Genomic DNA, 17319 nt, shown 5'->3' with positions numbered 1-17319 from the left:
ACAAAGTAGCAAGTCTATTAGCTACTTTCATAGCAACAATAGGATCTCTGTCTTCATAAGATACGCTAAAAACTTGAGATTTTTGAACTTTTACTTCAATACGGTTTCTCATCATATTTATAACATCTTCCATTGGTTTTGTTTTTCTTAATTCAGGATAAAGATTAAACTCATTAACTACTTTTTCTAAAGTCGTCCTACTTAAAATTTGTTCTCTAATTGTTCGAAGTCTTTCTTCAATGTCTTCTTCTACAGTAGGAGTAACATAGCGAGATGGTATTTTTTGAGGTTGGACTAAAATTAAAGTATAAGCTCGATAAATATCAGGCAATGATTTTGCTAGCAAAACGCTACCAATGCTAAATAAAATAAATGGTATAATAATATACCATTTTCTTCTCAATAATATTTCTATATAATCTTTAAGATTCATAAAATCTTATTTTATTGTTTAATATTTTTAAAACTGTATTAAATTTAAAGTCTAATAAGAGTTTTTTTAGTTTTTTTTCAGTTTTATGCAAATTTACATAATGTCTAAAGCGGGAGCGCCAAGGTATATGGTTTATGCGAGGTTGATTTGGGTCTAATTCCCAAGGGTGAAAGTAGAAGATAAATGGTTTTTTTTCTTTAATATTTATATATTTTAGGGCATTTTTAATGAATACATAAGGGAATAATCTAAAATAACCACCTCCAGCAATAGGGATATTTAAGTTTAAAATCCGCAATGTAGTTAAAGGGAATTCAAAAAGACGTTGGCATGTTTGAACGTTTACACGTTGAAACATAACTACAAATGGAAATCTAGGTGCATTTGGTATACCATATAAATCATGTTTAATAGGGAAAATGCTTGAATCATATTTATAGCCTTCTTCAGCAAGGATTTCTAAAGCCCAAAGTGTTTTTTGAGTAATGGAATAAGTAGGGGCACGATAACCAAATACTGGTTTTCCAATGATGTCTTCAAGTATATTTTTTGTCCTTTTTATATCTTCTCTAAACTCCTTTGGTGACTGTTTATAAATCGGCTTATGAGCATAACCGTGAGAAGCAATTTCATGTCCTTTTTGAGCAATGGTTTTTATTAATAATGGATATCTTTTTGCAATCCAACCTAAGCAAAAAAATGTAGCTTTTATTTGATAAAAGTCTAAAATATCTAAAATTTTTTTTGTATTTTTTTCTATGTGGCAAGGATAATTATCCCAATCATTATAATTTATTCTTGAAGCAAATGCTTCTACTTGAAAATAGTCTTCTAAGTCAATAGTTAAGGCGTTTATTAGGTTCATTGATTTAGTTTAATAATAGAGCTAAATTTTTCTAATGCACTGATAATTTCAGATATTTCAAGCCCCTAAGACCTCATATAGATAATTCTTTTGATAATAAGCAAAATCAAGATACATTAAAATTACATACTCTTCAAATTCAGCTCTTATTTCATCATTTGAAGAAAAAAGTAATATTCCTGATTTTATTACTTCGTAACAAAATGAAAGAGGCGCTCGATTTAAAATTCTCACATCAAAAGGATAATTAAATTTATTTTGCAATAACACTTCTAATTCCAATTCATAATCAATAGCTAAGTCTTTAAGGTGGGTTAAATACACAGCAACGTCAATGTCTCTAAAGGTGTTTTCTTCTTTGAAGGAACCAAAAAGATAAGCAAATTGAATTTCTTTTTTCTTTTTAAGGAATTCTTTAAGTTGTTTAAGCAATTTTTGTTTATTTTTATTGGACAAATTAAATCTTTTATACATTAGTGTTTAATTGAAATTAAAATATTTTTTCAAGCTCTATTTCGAAATTTTTAAGTAATTGCGATTTTATAGTACCTGTTTTATTTTTAGTTTCAACGAGGATAAATTTTTGTTTTTCGTTGATATAAATTTCAATGCTTTTTTCTTCAGGATCTACAATCCAATATTCTTTAACGCCATGTTTCTCATAAACTTTAAATTTTTTCCTTAAATCATAATAAGCAGTGGCAGGAGAAAGGATTTCTATTATTAAATTGGGTGCTCCTTCTATTTTTGTTTCTTTTATAATATTTAACCTTTCTTTAGAGATAAAAATTATGTCAGGTTGATAAGTTTCTGTTTCTTCAAAGTAAACATCAATAGGAGAATAATATACCTGGCCTAAATTGTTTTTTTCTACAAACTCTTTTAAGATACTATAAATATTGCCACTAATATACTGATGATAAGGCGTTGGAGCTGGTGTTATAATTAATTCTCCATTGATAAGCTGATAAGGAGCACCTTCAGGGAGTTTTGCATAATCTTCATAGGTATATTTTTTCTTTTTTGGGATTGCTATAGCCATGTTAAAATTCGTATGAATAATATATTCTTTTTATTCCATGTTTATAAGCATATTCTTCTACATCAGGTTGAGTGATCATATGGGTTACTAAAATGGGAAAAATTTCTTCAAATATTTCTTCAAAGGGTATTATTTTATCCCTTAAAAACTCCAAAATGTCTTCTTTTGAAAGCCGTAGTTTTGACTGGCCAATAATAACTATCTTTTTACTATTTTTTACTGCTTCACCAATAATATTTACCTCAATATGTTTTCCTTTTTTATCTTTTACAAATTTTCGCACAAATTTTCCTTCTACTTTTAAACCGAATTCTTGTTCTAAAAGAGTGGGTAATGCCTTCATTGCTTCATTTTCTAAAACATAACCAACAGTAATGGATAATCCACCAACTTGTTCTCTTGTTTTAGCATGCTCTTTGATTAATTTTTGTAATTCTTCTTCAGTGCGTTTTTGTGCCTGAGCTAATTCTTCTACCCTTTGTTCAGTGCGTTTTTGAGCTTCGGCCAGCTCTTTTACAATTTCTTTTAGTTCGTTAAATTCTTTCTTTGTGACAGTTTCTTCTCTTTGTTGTTCTATTTCTTCTAAAATGGCAAATAGAACTCCTCTTAAACGAGGTTCTACTTCTTCTAATTTTCTAATTAAGGCGATACTTATTGGCATAGTTGATACGTTTGAACATTAGCACGTTGGAACGTTAACACGTTTGAACGTTGAAACGTTAAAACGTAAATATAGCTCCGCCATTCAGGTTAGATTGTCTAACCTGAAAAAAGCAAAAATTTTCGATATTTAATCAAATTATCTAATATAAAAGCCCTATTTTAATAGGGCTTAAATTTTAATAACAATTTTACCAGAAATTTTAAATAAAGCAAGAAATATGCCAAACAAAAGTGCCGAATAAATTTATAAAAATTATTTTTTGATAAAAATATGATGAATTTTTTTTCTTTTAATGGGAAAAATTTTTCCACTTTTTTTACATTAATTTAAGTGAAATTTTTAATATAGGAAATTTTTTTCTCTCTTTTATTTAATCTAAAACACTTATTATCTTTTCTTTAATTTCAAAGATATTTTTACACTTAATTCCTTTATCGCAGAAAAAGAAAGCATCATCATAAGTATGCATACCTTGAAGACCACTGTGTCCAAAAATAGTGTTTCTTTGAACAGTAGCTTTTAAATCAAAGCCATGTTTTGAAAGAAGTACTAAATCAGGTGCTTGATTTAAATATGGGCCATCATAAATATCTTCTTTAAAAAATACTTGTCTTAAAATGGGTTCACCTTCATATTTAATTTCTAAAAATGCGCTTTTTAATTCTTCACGAAGTCGGTCATAATCTTTTTTTTCTACTGTACCTAAAGGATATTTTTCTTTTAAATTAATATAAATACGAGATGGATCTAAGGCAAAAGCAATAGTACCAGGGCCAATATCAGAGACCATTTTAGGGGTATCAGTATTAAATTTTAAGTAATTATTTTCAAATAGCCATCTATTGATATAAACTTCGGTTTTAATCTGGGTAAAACCATGATCCGAAAGCATAAAGAAGGTTTTTTCAGCCTTTAATTTAGTATATTTTTCATAAATGCGGCCAATAAATGCATCAATTTTTTGATAATATTCAATAAAAGCTTGATGATAGGGATGATTTTCATCTACATAAGCGTCAAAAAGAAAATGTTGTAGACGGTCAGTACCAGTAATGACCACCATGAATAAGTCCCAATCTTCTTTTTCCCAAAGATAGTTAGCAACTTTTTCACGTACTTTTAAAGTTTTGTCTAAATCTTTAATTAAAAAATCATGATCATTTCTTGCTTTAGCAGTGTCTATATCAATTTGATAGCTAAATTCTTCAAGTTTGGATAAGAGTGATAAGGGATAAACTGCTTTTTTTAAATCAATTGCTACAAAACCAGAAATTAATATTCCAGGTATTTCTCTAGCTGGATAAGTAGAAGGTAAATTGATAACAATTGATCTTTTGCCTTTTTGTCCAAGCTCATCAAATATAGTAGGTATTTTTAAATCATAAAAATTGGGAAAATATAGTTCATAAGTACCTGGTTTAAAATCCATAAAACCATAGATGCCATGCATACCTGAATTTGCACCAGTCATAAAGGATGTCCATGAAACAGATGAGATTTCGGGTAGACATACAGTAGTAGGGCCAAAATAACCTTGAGAAAAAATCTGGGCCATATTAGGCAATTTCCCTTGATTTATTAAGTTTTTAAGTAAGGAATAGGGTGTTCCATCTAGACCAATGATAACTGCTTTTTTGTGTTGGGAATTTTTAGAAAATAATTTACTAAAAAACATTTTCAATGCAAATAGATTATGTTAGAAATATCCCAAATCCCTTAATCTTTGCATTATTTCTTCTTTATTTTGATCTCGACCACTTCTTTCAGGCCCTTTAGCTGAACCTAATTTTGTGCAGGGCATACAACCTAATGAACGATAACCTTTATGATACAATTCACAATAAGGTACGTTATATTTTCTTATGTAAGACCAAATGTCTATTTCACGAAAATGAAGAATTGGATGAATTCTTATATGTGAAGGATTTTCTCTTGGAGAAATGTAAGTTTCATTTTTTCTAGCTTCTTGTTCATCCCAACGTACTGCTGTAATTAAGGCTTGCCAACCATTTGATTCAATAATTTTACGCAAAGGTAAAGTTTTAAGTAAATAACAGCATTCTTGTTTATTCTCAGCAATTTTTATTGTTTTTAAGGCTTCTTCATTTTTAATAATAGTTAAATTTAAGTTCCATTCTTTTGCTAATTTGTCTCTAAAAGCATATATTTCGGGAAATTTTACTGAAGTATCAATAAATACTACTGGTATAATGATTTTGCCAAATTCCTGCTTAATAAGGTGAAGTACTGTAGTAGAGTCTTTTCCTCCTGACCAAGCAGCGGCTATTTTGTCTTCGTCATATTTTTCTATTGCTTCTCTTATAATTTTTCTACTTTCTTTTTCTTTTTGTTCTAAGGACCATTGATTAAGTCTTTCTTCATCCATTGGATTTTCCCTAAATGTTTTTAAAATACTAATTAATTTTGTATTAAAGGTCAAGCAGTAACTTGATTTTTTAAGGTGAGAAATTATAATGATTATGTGAAAGATAGTTATCTTACCCGCAAGTGTTGGTATGTAGTTCAAACAAAAAATAGAGAAGAAGAAAAAGCAGCCTTTTTCTTACGTCAAAAAAATATAGAAATCTATCTTCCAAAAATGGAAGTGGTAGTATTTCATGCAGGCAAAAGTAAGCTTGTCCACAAACCACTATTTCCACAATATATTTTTGCACGTTTTGTAGCTAAAGAGTCTTTACATGAAGTAAGATGGACACGCGGAGTAGCTAAAATACTTCTTGATTCAGCGAACCCTACGCCAATAAAGGACGAATTAATAGAAAAGATTAAAGCATTGGAACATCCAGATGGGATTATTCGAAAAAGGCATTTGAAAAAGGATGATAAGATTAAAATAACAAGAGGGCCTTTTAAAGATATTTATGGTATTTTTGAATGTTGGACTTCAGATAAGGGTAGGGTGAGGGTTTTATTATTTTTAGCATTTGGACAAGCTAGGGTGGAGCTTCATCATTCATTGATTGAAAAGGTAGAATAGATGATCCTTATTACTGGTGGGGCTGGTTATATTGGTTCGCATGTGAATAAGATGCTTTATAAAAAAGGGTATGAAACTTTGGTAATTGATAATCTTGTTTATGGGCATAGGGAATTTGTTCGTTGGGGAAAATTTGTTTTAGCGGACTTAAATGATACTGAAAAATTAAAGCAGATTTTTAAGAATAATCCTATTAAGGCAGTAATGCATTTTGCTGCTTTTACTTATGTGGGAGAATCTGTAAGTGATCCAAAGAAATATTATGTGAATAATTTGAAAAATACTTTAAATCTTCTTAATATTATGCTTGATTTTGGAATAAATTATTTTATTTTTTCTTCCACATGCGCTATTTATGGTGAACCTCAAGAGATTCCTATTCCTGAAAATCATCCACAAAATCCAATAAGCCCTTATGGTCGAACAAAATTCATGATAGAAAAAATACTTGAAGATTATCATCATGCATATGGTTTAAGATATATTTCTCTTCGTTATTTTAATGCTGCTGGGGCTGATCCAGATGGAGAAATTGGTGAATGGCATGAGCCCGAAACACATTTAATACCTTTAATATTGGATGTTGCTATAGGAAATAGTGAAAATATAAAGATTTTTGGCACTGATTATCCTACTCCTGATGGAACATGTATAAGAGATTATATTCATGTTAAAGATTTAACAGATGCTCATATTTTGGCATTAGAATATTTATTAGCAACAAATAAAAGTGATGTTTTTAATTTAGGGACAGAAAGGGGATATTCAGTTAAAGAAGTTATTAAGGAGGTAGAAAAAGTTACAGGAAAAAAAATAAAAACCATTGCCTGGAAACGCCGTTTTGGTGACCCTCCAGTCCTTATTGCCAGTAGTCAAAAGGCAAAGTCTATTCTAGGTTGGCATCCTCAATTTGATTTTAAAACTACCATTGAGACAGCTTGGCAGTGGCATCAAAGACTTCAAAATTTAAAAATTCGGTTGACAAATTAATTAAGTTTGAGTAAAAAGGCACGTTCTTTTAATTATGCTATAGAGTACAAATGGAAGGGCGGGATTTTTTAAACAAAGAAGCCATAAATTTAAAGATATTAATTAGTTCTATTTTAGATGCCTTTTCTTTTGGCATAATTATTTTTGACAAAGATTTGACAATTTTAGAAGCAAATAAGGCAGCAATAGAAGCTATTGGATTAGAAAAATCTGAGATCTTAGGCAAAAAACTCCCGAAAATAGAAACTGCTCATCATTTAGAGGCTATAAATCGTTTAGTTAATTTTGTTTTTTCTGATAAAATAGTTAATCTTGAAGAAGTACTAAGTATTTTAGGAAAGACAGCAAAAGTTAGTCGAGCTTATATTTTTATATTTCAGGAGGGAAAGATAGATAATATTATAGAATGGTGCGCATCAGGGGTTTTTCCCCATCAAAATCTTCAGGGTATAGAAGTTGCAAACTTTACTTGGTTTATAGAAAAACTTAAGAAAAATGAAAATATTATTATCTCTGATGTTTCAAAAATTCCTCAAGAAGCTATTAAAGAAAGGGAATTGTTTGAAACACAAGGAGTTCGTTCTGTCTTAATTGTTCCAATTTTTTTAGAGCAAGAATTATTTGGCTTTGTAGGTTTTGATGATACAGAAAAATCTCGGAAATGGTCAGAAGAAGATATTTATTTATTAGATACTGCTGCAAAGGCATTTGCTGTTTATTTTAAATTAACAAGATTAAAAGAAGATTTATCTGAAACACAAAGGCTTTATCAGACTCTAACTGAGCAGCATCATTTTAGAGATTGGTTATTATTAAGTCAAAAAATGGAAGCGGTTAGTCGTTTGGCTAGGGGAGTAGCTTATGGTTTTAATAATTTACTTACAGTAATAGGTGGTTATAGTGAGCTTCTTCTTAATTTTTTGCCAGCGACTTCGCCTTTACATAAATACATTTTGGAAATTAAAAATGCAACTCAAAAGGCAAATAATTTTATAAATCAGCTTTTAATTATTAGTGGGAAAAAAATTATTATTGAAGTTAAAATAATAAATCTCAATGAATTTATTCTTGAAATAGAAAAAGAATTGCAATATCTGGTTGGCGAAGGCATTGAGATAAAGACAAATCTTACGCCTGAATTATGGTTTGTTGAGATAGACCCTTTTCATTTTAAACAAGTGATTTTGAATTTAGTAAAAAATGCAAAGGAGGCTATGCCGAAAGGAGGAAGGATTTTTATAGAAACAGCTAATATAGTATTAGAGGAAAATTATGTTCCTCCTGATTTAGGTTGGGAATCAGGAGAATATGTATTGCTAGCTATAAGTGATACTGGTTGTGGTATGACAGAAGAAATAAAAGAACATATTTTTGAGCCATTTTTTACTACTAAAAAAGATCAACCAGAAGCTGGCTTGGGTTTATCAATAGTTTACAATATTGTTAAACAACATAAAGGTCACATTACAGTATATAGTGAAGTAGGGCAGGGCACTACATTTAAAATTTATTTGCCTAGAGTAAAAGAAAAGGAAATATCTAAGAAAGATTTAGAAAAAATATCTTCAAAACCAAAAACAGTTTTATTGGTAGAAGATGAAAAAGCAGTAAGAGAAATTATTAAAGAGTTTCTTGAAATATGTGGATATCAGGTATTAGAAGCACAAGATGGAGAAGAAGCAATTAGTATAAGTCAGAGTTATAAAGAGACTATTCATCTTCTTTTTACCGATGTGATTATGCCTGGTATGGATGGAAAAATGGTTGCTGATAGGATAAAAGCATTGAGGCCTGATATACGTGTGCTTTATATGTCCGGACATCCAGAGAGTATTGTTGCTAGCTATGGCATTGAAGTAAAAAAAGCCAATTTTATTCAAAAACCTTTTAGTATTTCTGATTTAGCTAAAAAGATAAAAGAAATACTTGAAGAAGAAACTTAACTTAATTCAGAGAGTGCTTCCACTATTTCCTCTTGTAATTTTTCAATTAATTGATAAGGATTTTTAGCTTTTCTAAGAGGTCGTCCAATGACTACATAATCAGCTCCATTTAAAAATGCCTCTTTCACAGTCACAATGCGTTTTTGATTATCTTTCTGATTTTTAACAGGTCTTATGCCAGGTGTCACAATTAAAAAATGGTTTCCCAAACATTTTCTCAACTTTTTTGCTTCAAGCCCTGAACTAACTACTCCATCACAACCAAGCTCTAATGCCCTTTTAGCACGAGAAAGTACTAATTCTTCTACATTACATTGAAACCCTAAATCTTTTAAATCAGCTTCATCCAAACTGGTAAGTACTGTTACTGCTAAAATTTTTATACCCTCTTTTGCTTCATTGGCTGCTTTTAAAATAGCATCATTACCATGTACAGTAGCAAAGGAAATTCCCCGATTCTTTAATTGTTTTACAGCAGAGGCAACAGTTTGCGGTACATCAAAAAATTTCAAATCAAGCATTACTTCTAAATCTCTTTCTAATAGCCAATCAACTATTTTAAACCAACTTGCTAAAAAAAGCTCTAGTCCTACTTTGTAAAATTTAATTTGTCTTTCAAATTTTTTCACCAGGCTTTTTGCTTCTTCTTCAGTAGGTACATCTAAAGCAAAGATTATCCTTTTGTTAAGAGGGATATTTTTTATCATTATTTAAATGGATTCTTTATAATTAGTTTACTATATACCTGTAATCCATCTTGCATATCTTCACTGAATAAGATATCTGATTCAGATAAAAGTGCCGAAGCTACAATCTGAGCATCAAAATAAGAAAACATATAATCTTTAAAAACGCAAAATGTTAATTTTACTGTATCAGAATCAATAGGTAAAATTTCAAAAACTTTTACTATTCTTTTCGCCTCCATTATTGCTATTTCTTTATTGTAACCAAGTTTTCTGGTAAGTACAGTCACAAATTCTCCTATAACTTGAGTATTAATAATAACATAAAATGTTTTTATAATATTCTGAGCAATTTTTCTTTTTATTTCATCTTCTGAGTAAAGATAAATAAGGACATTAGTATCAACAAATGCTTTATGTTTCATAAATGTCTTCTCTACTAAATTTAAAATCTTTAGGAACTTTTATTTTGCTTTTTTCAATCTCGCTAATTAACTGCTCCAGTTTTTTTTCTTTTTCTATTTTTTTTAAATAATCTATTACTGCATTTCTAATAAAAGCACTTCTATTTTTAGTTATTGCATCAATTTTTTTTAATAATTCTTTTTCTATAGTTATCATTATTCTCTTCATATTTACCTCATTAGTATATTTTTAGATTTACTTTAGTATATATTTTAATTTTACTTTTGTAAATACTTTATAAGCTCTTTAATTGCTCTTGCTTTTTATAAAATTTTAAGGCATTCTATTCAAAACATGTGGAGGAAGTTATGTCCAGGTTTGTTGAAGCTCTAAAAGAAAATGTGCTTGTTTGTGATGGTGCTATGGGTACAATGCTTTATCGAAAAGGTGTTTATATAAATGCTTGCTTTGATGAAATTAATCTTTCTGCTCCTGATTTGGTGCAGGATATACATATTGCTTATGCCAAAGCTGGTGCAGATATTTTAAGTACAAATACCTTTGGTGCTAATTATTGGCATTTAAAAAACTATGGCTTGGAAAAAAAGATTATTGCTATTAATCAAGCAGGGGTTAAATTAGCTAGGGAAATAGCAGGTAATGAACTTTTTGTAGCTGGTACAATTGGCCCTATTTATCCTTATGTTAATCCACCTTTTAAAGAAGAAGATTTTTATAAAGGCTATGAAGAGCAAGTTAAGACCTTGGCTGAAGGTGTAGATTTTTTTATTTTAGAAAGTTTTTTACATTTAGATGCCCTTCTTATTACTATAAATTTAATTAAACAATGGACAAAATTGCCAATAGTAGCGGAAATAACAATTGATGATGGAGAGCATTTGCTTTCTGGTGAACATGTTAGTGAAATTATTGAACCTATAGAGAAAAGTGGAATAGTGGCTTGGGGATTCAATTGTTGTCAAGGGGCAAAACATATTTTGGAACTGATAGATATTGTAAAAGATAAGGCTACTTTACCTCTTGTAGCTCAACCTAGTATAGGTTTTCCAAGAAAGATAGAGGGAAGAAAGATTTATCTTTGTACTCCAGAATATTTAGCAAAGTATACAAGATATTATCTTCAAAAAGGTGTTAAGATTGTTGGTGGTTGTTGTGGGACTACACCTGAGGATATTAAGGCAGTGCGTTCAGCAGTACGTTCATTAAGTCCTGGTAGGATGATACGGATAGAAAGTGTGCGTGAATCTATTTTAAATAAACCATCCACCCCTCCAGTTGTACCCTTAGCTGAGCGTTCAAGATTGGCAAAAAAGATTGCTAATAAAAAATTTGTTGTTAGTGTAGAGTTAACACCACCTAAAAGTCCTAATCCTAGCAAGATATTGGAGAAGGCAAAGATTTTAAAGGAGATGAAAATAGATGTAATAAATATTCCTGATGGGCCAAGAGCGACTGCTCGTATGAGTGCGCAAGCTTTAGCTATTTTGATAGAAAGGATAGGCATAGAAACTTTACTTCATGTCTGTTGTAGAGATAGAAACTTAATTGGTCTTCAGGCAGATTTGCTTGGAAGTTATGCTTTGGGATTGCGTAATTTGCTTATTATTACTGGGGATCCACCTAAATTGGGAGATTATCCAGATGCTACAGCTGTTTTTGACTTAGATTCTATTAGTCTTGTACGTTTAGTTCAGAATTTAAATCGTGGATTAGATTTAATAGGAAGGCCTATTAATGGAGCAACAGGCTTTTTAGTTGGGGTAGGTGTAAATCCAATGGCTCTTAATTTAGAGCGTGAAATAGAAAAATTTGAAAAAAAGGTTGAAGCTGGAGCTGAATTTGCCATTACTCAACCAATATTTGATGTAAAGGCATTAGAAAATTTTGTTATACAAGTGAAACATTTAAATATTCCTATTATTGCTGGTATTTGGCCTTTAAGAAGCTATAAAGCAGCTGTGTTTATGAAGACAGAGGTGCCAGGAGTGGTTGTGCCTGATGAAATTGTAGAAAGGATGGCTAAGTCTCCAAGTGGTGAGGCAGCTATAGCTGAAGGGATAGCTATTGCAAGAGAGACATTAGAGGCAGTAAAAGATTTAGTTCAGGGGGTGCAAATTAGTGCGCCTATGGGGAGGGTGGAGATGGTAAATAAAATATTAGGAGAAATTTTATGAAATATATTATTTTTATTGAACCAAGGCCAGAAACACCTCATTTTTTTTCTAGATTTAAACTTCCTCGTTTAGGTACTATTTTATTAGCTACTATTCTTAAAAAATTTGGTTATAAAACTAAAGTTTTTATAGAAGAGATTGCCCCATTAGATTGGTCTCAAATTAAAAAAGCAGATATTGTTTGTATTTCTACACTTACAGCTACTGCTATTCGGGCATATTATTTGGCAAAAAAGATTAAAAATATGAATATTCCAATAGTAATGGGTGGTCCTCATGTTACTTTTTTGCCAGAAGAGGCATTAAATTTTGCAGATTTTGTTATAAAAGGAGAAGGAGAAATAGCCATTTTAGAGCTCTTAGAAGCATTAGAAGGAAAAAGATCTTTTTCTCATGTAAAAGGGTTAAGTTGGCAGGAGAACGGCAAATTTTATCATAATGAAGTATCACCTCTAATTAATAATTTAGACAGTCTACCTTATCCTGATTTTTCTCTAATATATGGCTGGCAAAAGGGAATAAAGGGGTTGGTTAAAAAGATTATTCCAATTCAAACTTCAAGAGGATGTCCCTATAATTGTAAATTTTGTTCTGTTACCCGTATGTTTGGTCGTAAGATAAGATATCGTTCTGTTGAACATGTTATTGATGAATTAAAACAATATAATGATTGTCATTATCATATTTTTTTCTATGATGATAATTTTATAGCCAATCCAAAAAAGGCTGAATCATTGCTTTTGGCTATGAAAGAAGAGGATTTTTCTTTTAGTTGGTCTACACAAGTAAGAGTAGATATTGCCCGTTATCCAAAATTGCTTTCACTTGCAAAAGATACTCATTGTGATGGCTTTTATATTGGTTTTGAGTCTGTCAATCCTAAAAGCCTTAAAGAGATGAATAAAAGGCAATCAATTAAGGATATTATAAAGGCTATTAGCGCAATAAATAAGTGTCAGTTTCATATTCATGGTATGTTTATCTTTGGATTGGATAAAGATACGCCAACAGTAATAGATAATACTGTTAAATTTGCTTTAAAACATAAAATTGGTTCAGTTCAATTTGCTATATTAACTCCATTGCCAGGTACTCCTGTTTATGAAGAGATGTGTAAGAATAAACGAATTCTTTCTCATAATTGGTCTCTTTATGATGGCTTACACATTGTTTTTTCCCCTAAAAATTTTTCACCTTATGCTTTACAAAAAGCAGTAATAAAGGCACATAAAACTTTTTATTCTTTAAAAAATACCTTTAAACGCCTCCTTGATAGGAAATTTCTTTCTGCACAGATTTCTCTTTATGCATTAAAACTTACTTATGAATGGCAGAGAAAAAATAAAGAGTTTCTTAATTGGTTAAAGGAATTGGATATAAAATCAATGCTTATTGAGGAGGTATAAATGAAGCCCAATCCCCTAATTTTTAGAGAATATGATGTAAGAGGTACAGTTGATAAGGATCTTACTGAAAAAGTAGTAGAACATTTAGGTAAGGCATATGGCACTTATATTCGGCGTCTAGGATATAAAGAAGTAGTGATTGGGAGAGATGGTCGTTTAAGCTCTCCAAAATTAAAAGAAGTACTAGTTAAAGGTATTCTTTCTACAGGGTGTAATGTAACAGATGTTGGTGTATGTCCTACTCCTGTAGTTTATTTTAGTATTTTTCATCTAGATAAAGAAGGAGGAATTGCTGTTACAGGTAGTCATAATCCTCCTGAATATAATGGTTTTAAAATCTGTGCAGGTAAAGAGACACTTTTTGGTGAACAGATTCAAAAATTGCGCAAAATTATGGAGAAAGAAGATTATGAAAAAGGGCAAGGAGATTATAAAACATATGATATTATCCCTGATTATCTTGATTTTTTAAATAAAAATATTCGCATTGAAAGAAAACATAAGGTGGTTATAGATGCAGGAAATGGTGTAGCTGGTATTGTTGCCTTACCAGCATTTGAGGGAAAGGGATGTGAAGTAATGCCACTTTATTGTGAAATAGATGGGAATTTTTCTCATCATTTTCCTGATCCTACTGTAATAGAAAATCTTAAAGATTTGATTGATACTGTAAAAAAAGAAAGAGCAGATGTAGGTTTTGCCTATGATGGGGATGGGGATCGTCTTGGAGTAGTGGATGAAAATGGAAATATTCTTTGGGGGGATCAATTATTAATTATCTTTTCACGAGATATTTTAAAAGAACATCCTGGTGCTAAGATTATTGGTGAAGTGAAGTGTTCTCAATTGCTTTTTGAAGACATTGCTCATCATGGTGGAAAGCCCATTATGTGGAAAGTAGGTCATTCAGTAATTAAGAATAAATTAAAAGAGGAAAAGGCACTTTTAGCAGGAGAGATGAGTGGGCATTTGTTTTTTGCAGATCGTTTTTTTGGATTTGATGATGCTGTTTATGCATCACTGCGTTTTTTAGAAATTATAGATAAAACAGGAAAAAAACCAAGTGAGCTTATATCTGATTTGCCAAAGACTTATTATACACCAGAAATTAGGATTCCTTGTCCTGATGAGATAAAGTTTGATGTTGTTAAAAAGGCACAAGAATATTTCTCTAAACATTTTAATACTGTAACTATTGATGGTGTACGTATTATTCTTGATGATGGCTGGGCACTTATACGCTCTTCTAATACTCAACCTGTGCTTGTCTTACGTTTTGAAGCACAGAGTGAAAAAAGGCTTGATGAGATTCGTAAAATGGTAGAAGAAAAATTAAAGGAATTTATGGGTTAAGTTATAAACTATTTTTCCATCTACAATTGTTATAATAACTTTGCCTTTTGCTTCCCAGCCATTAAATGGACAATTGCGTGCCTTTGAAAAAAAGGCATTAACATCAATACGATATTTAGATTCAGGATCAATAATAGTGATATCTGCTGGACTACCTGGCTTTAAAGTGCCACCAGGTAAATTAAAAATTTTTGCAGGTAAATAGCTCATTTTTGTAACTAATTCTGACCAGCTTAATATGCCTGCTTCTATTAATTTTAAAGAAATGGGTAAAGCAGTTTCTAATCCAATAATACCACTTGGTGCCTCTTCAAACGGTACTTCCTTTTCTAATGGATGATGAGGGGCATGGTCAGTAGCAATGATATCAATTGTGCCATCTTTTAATCCCTGTTTAATGGCTTCTACATCAACTTCTGTGCGTAAAGGTGGGCTTACTTTTGCATTTGTATTGTAATCCTTAACTGCTTCCTCTGTTAGTGTGAAATAATGAGGGCATGTTTCAGCTGTAACTTTAATACCCTTTTCTTTTGCCTCTTTAATTAACTTTACACCACCTGCTGTGCTTACATGGGCAATATGGATATGCCAATTTGTAAGCTCAGCCAATTTTATATCTCTAAAGATCATAATCTCTTCAGCTTCAGCAGGAATAGCTGGCAATCCAAGTCTTGTAGCTATTTTTCCTTCATTCATAACACCATAAGGTGCAAGATTTTTATCCTCTGCATGAGAAATAATTGGTAAATTAAAATATTTTGCATACTCTAAAGCACGCCTTAAAAATCCACTATTTAAAATAGGATTTCCATCATCAGAAAGTGCTACAACCCCTGCTTCTTTTAACTCTCCAATAGGTGCCATTTCTTCGCCTTTTAAACCTTTACTTACAGCACCAATAGGATAAAGTCTGGCTAGATGATATTCAGATGCTTTTTTTAAAAGATAACGGGTAACTTCTTGATTATCATTTACTGGGTTGGTATTGGCCATGCAACAAACTGCTGTAAAACCACCTGCTACTGCTGCCATAAGACCAGATTCAATAGTTTCTTTATATTCAAAACCAGGTTCTCTTAAATGGACATGGACATCAATAAGACCAGGTGTGACAATCTTTCCTTTAGCATCTATTATTTCTACATCATCAGCAGAAATATTTTTCTCTAATGCTTTTATTACATCATTTTCTATTAAAATGTCTAACTCTGCATCTAAATTCTGACTTGGGTCAATTACCCGACCACCCTTAATGAGCCATTTCATCATTTAAACCTCTTTGTGTTCCAAGCAGATATAATAATGCCATTCTTACTGCTACTCCATTTGTTACCTGATCCAAAATAATGGTAAATGGCAGTTCCATAATCTCTGGATCTAATTCCACACCCCAATTAACAGGGCCCGGATGAAGCAAAATAGCATTTTTTTTAGCAAAAATAAGACGTTTTTTATTAAGCCCAAATTGAAGTGCATATTCTCTTAAATCAGGGAAAAGCACTTGTTTAAGACGTTCCCTTTGTACTCTTAAGGCAATAACTACATCAGCACCATCTATAGCATCCTCTATATAAAAACAATATTTTGCTCCAAGACTTTCTATATAAGGTGGGATTAGAGTAGGGGGGCCAGATATTCTTACATTTGCTCCAAGTTTTGTAAATAAAAGGATATCTGATCTAGCTACTCTGCTATGAGCAATGTCACCTATAATAGCAATTTCAAGTCCCTCAATCTTTCCTTTTTTTTCTTTAATACTAAAAGCATCCAATAAAGCTTGTGTTGGATGTTCATGCATGCCATCACCTGCATTTATTACTGATGCATCAATATGTTTAGCAATAAAATGTGGTGCTCCTGCTTGGGAATGTCGAATGATGAAGATATCAGGCTGCATTGCCTGAAGATTTTTAACTGTATCTAATAAAGTTTCTCCCTTCACTAAACTACTTGTAGAGGCTGAAATATTTACTGTATCTGCACTTAAACGTTTAGCAGCGATTTCAAAAGAAACTCTTGTGCGTGTGCTTGGTTCATAAAAAAAAGTGACTATAGTTTTTCCTCTTAAAGTAGGCACCTTTTTTATATCTCTAAAGGAGATTTCTTTCATTGCTTCAGCTGTTTGTAAAATAAACTTTATTTCTTCAGCTGATAAATCTTCTATGCCCAATAAATGTTTTTTAGAAAAAAATGGCATTTTTTACTCCATAAAAAAACACCTCCTTATATAATAAGGAGGTGCAATTTATTTAAATAAAACATACTTTTATTTTTAATACCACAGAGTAAACTTTATTGTCAATGAAAAATTTTAAATTGGTTAAGATTCCAAAAAACAC

The 17319-nt window shown here is 31.1% G+C and carries 18 protein-coding genes; 6 read left to right on the top strand and 12 right to left on the bottom strand.

The window, feature by feature from the left end; genetic code table 11:
* The 7 genes from LWW95_03850 to LWW95_03820 form a co-directional block, all read right to left on the bottom strand.
* Nucleotides 1–433 (bottom strand): Wzz/FepE/Etk N-terminal domain-containing protein (locus LWW95_03850; GenBank protein MDL1956173.1); only part of this gene is annotated, 433 nt, incomplete at its 3' end.
* Nucleotides 423–1298 (bottom strand): DUF3473 domain-containing protein, encoded by an 876-nt coding sequence (locus LWW95_03845; GenBank protein MDL1956172.1) that lies wholly within the window; start codon nucleotides 1296–1298, stop codon nucleotides 423–425. The genes LWW95_03850 and LWW95_03845, both read right to left, overlap by 11 nt.
* A 57-nt stretch (nucleotides 1299–1355) precedes the next feature.
* Nucleotides 1356–1772, bottom strand: coding sequence for a nucleotidyltransferase domain-containing protein (locus LWW95_03840; GenBank protein ID MDL1956171.1), 417 nt, complete (start codon nucleotides 1770–1772; stop codon nucleotides 1356–1358).
* Nucleotides 1773–1788: 16 nt separating this feature from the next.
* The gene (locus tag LWW95_03835) at nucleotides 1789–2340 is read right to left on the bottom strand and encodes a Uma2 family endonuclease (protein MDL1956170.1); all 552 of its coding nucleotides are present in this window, start codon (nucleotides 2338–2340) and stop codon (nucleotides 1789–1791) included.
* 1 nt (nucleotide 2341) lies between these two features.
* Entirely contained in the window at nucleotides 2342–3001 is a 660-nt protein-coding gene (locus tag LWW95_03830; GenBank protein MDL1956169.1) for a hypothetical protein, read from the bottom strand.
* A gap of 373 nt (nucleotides 3002–3374) precedes the next feature.
* Complete coding sequence (locus tag LWW95_03825) at nucleotides 3375–4679, bottom strand: alkaline phosphatase family protein (GenBank protein ID MDL1956168.1); 1305 nt, start codon at nucleotides 4677–4679, stop codon at nucleotides 3375–3377.
* Between the two features lie 21 nt (nucleotides 4680–4700).
* Complete coding sequence (locus LWW95_03820) at nucleotides 4701–5390, bottom strand: phosphoadenosine phosphosulfate reductase family protein (GenBank protein MDL1956167.1); 690 nt, start codon at nucleotides 5388–5390, stop codon at nucleotides 4701–4703.
* Between the two features lie 75 nt (nucleotides 5391–5465).
* On the opposite strand from LWW95_03820, the gene LWW95_03815 reads away from it, so the two are divergent.
* The 3 genes from LWW95_03815 to LWW95_03805 are packed head-to-tail and all read left to right on the top strand — an operon-like array spanning nucleotide 5466 to nucleotide 8935.
* Complete coding sequence (locus LWW95_03815; GenBank protein MDL1956166.1) at nucleotides 5466–6002, top strand: hypothetical protein; 537 nt, start codon at nucleotides 5466–5468, stop codon at nucleotides 6000–6002.
* Nucleotides 6003–6992: a UDP-glucose 4-epimerase GalE gene (gene galE, locus LWW95_03810; GenBank protein ID MDL1956165.1), complete on the top strand. Its 990-nt coding sequence runs from the start codon at nucleotides 6003–6005 to the stop codon at nucleotides 6990–6992.
* A 50-nt stretch (nucleotides 6993–7042) separates the two neighbouring features.
* Nucleotides 7043–8935: an ATP-binding protein gene (locus LWW95_03805; GenBank protein MDL1956164.1), complete on the top strand. Its 1893-nt coding sequence runs from the start codon at nucleotides 7043–7045 to the stop codon at nucleotides 8933–8935.
* Here the strand turns inward: LWW95_03805 and pyrF are convergent.
* From pyrF to LWW95_03790, 3 genes are read right to left on the bottom strand one after another with little or no spacing between them, the layout of a single operon-like run.
* Nucleotides 8932–9642 carry an orotidine-5'-phosphate decarboxylase gene (pyrF, locus tag LWW95_03800; GenBank protein MDL1956163.1) on the bottom strand — a complete coding sequence of 237 codons (711 nt, stop codon included), beginning with the start codon at nucleotides 9640–9642 and terminating at the stop codon, nucleotides 8932–8934. The genes LWW95_03805 and pyrF overlap by 4 nt on opposite strands.
* Nucleotides 9642–10046, bottom strand: coding sequence for a PIN domain-containing protein (locus tag LWW95_03795; GenBank protein MDL1956162.1), 405 nt, complete (start codon nucleotides 10044–10046; stop codon nucleotides 9642–9644). Before LWW95_03795 ends, pyrF begins: the two co-directional genes overlap by 1 nt.
* Complete coding sequence (locus LWW95_03790; protein MDL1956161.1) at nucleotides 10036–10254, bottom strand: ribbon-helix-helix domain-containing protein; 219 nt, start codon at nucleotides 10252–10254, stop codon at nucleotides 10036–10038. The genes LWW95_03795 and LWW95_03790 overlap by 11 nt, the downstream gene beginning before the upstream one ends.
* Before the next feature lie 140 nt (nucleotides 10255–10394).
* Between LWW95_03790 and LWW95_03785 the strand changes: the two genes are divergently transcribed.
* Genes LWW95_03785 through LWW95_03775 form a run of 3 tightly spaced genes read left to right on the top strand, consistent with a single transcriptional unit; the run spans nucleotide 10395 to nucleotide 14980 of the window.
* On the top strand, nucleotides 10395–12221 hold the full coding sequence (locus tag LWW95_03785; GenBank protein ID MDL1956160.1) for a bifunctional homocysteine S-methyltransferase/methylenetetrahydrofolate reductase: 1827 nt from the start codon (nucleotides 10395–10397) through the stop codon (nucleotides 12219–12221).
* Nucleotides 12218–13627 carry a B12-binding domain-containing radical SAM protein gene (locus tag LWW95_03780; GenBank protein MDL1956159.1) on the top strand — a complete coding sequence of 470 codons (1410 nt, stop codon included), beginning with the start codon at nucleotides 12218–12220 and terminating at the stop codon, nucleotides 13625–13627. Before LWW95_03785 ends, LWW95_03780 begins: the two co-directional genes overlap by 4 nt.
* Nucleotides 13628–14980 (top strand): phosphomannomutase/phosphoglucomutase, encoded by a 1353-nt coding sequence (locus LWW95_03775; protein ID MDL1956158.1) that lies wholly within the window; start codon nucleotides 13628–13630, stop codon nucleotides 14978–14980.
* Here LWW95_03775 and LWW95_03770 read toward each other — a convergent pair.
* Together LWW95_03770 and LWW95_03765 are read right to left on the bottom strand one after the other, a co-directional pair.
* Nucleotides 14960–16246, bottom strand: coding sequence for a dihydroorotase (locus LWW95_03770; protein ID MDL1956157.1), 1287 nt, complete (start codon nucleotides 16244–16246; stop codon nucleotides 14960–14962). The genes LWW95_03775 and LWW95_03770 overlap by 21 nt on opposite strands.
* Nucleotides 16230–17177 carry an aspartate carbamoyltransferase catalytic subunit gene (locus LWW95_03765; GenBank protein ID MDL1956156.1) on the bottom strand — a complete coding sequence of 316 codons (948 nt, stop codon included), beginning with the start codon at nucleotides 17175–17177 and terminating at the stop codon, nucleotides 16230–16232. The genes LWW95_03770 and LWW95_03765 overlap by 17 nt, the downstream gene beginning before the upstream one ends.
* Nucleotides 17178–17319: the final 142 nt, after the last annotated feature.

The sequence above is a fragment of the Candidatus Desulfofervidus auxilii genome, from assembly GCA_030262725.1.
Lineage (GTDB): Bacteria > Desulfobacterota > Desulfofervidia > Desulfofervidales > Desulfofervidaceae > JAJSZS01.
This window is presented reverse-complemented; position numbering and strand designations above follow the sequence as displayed.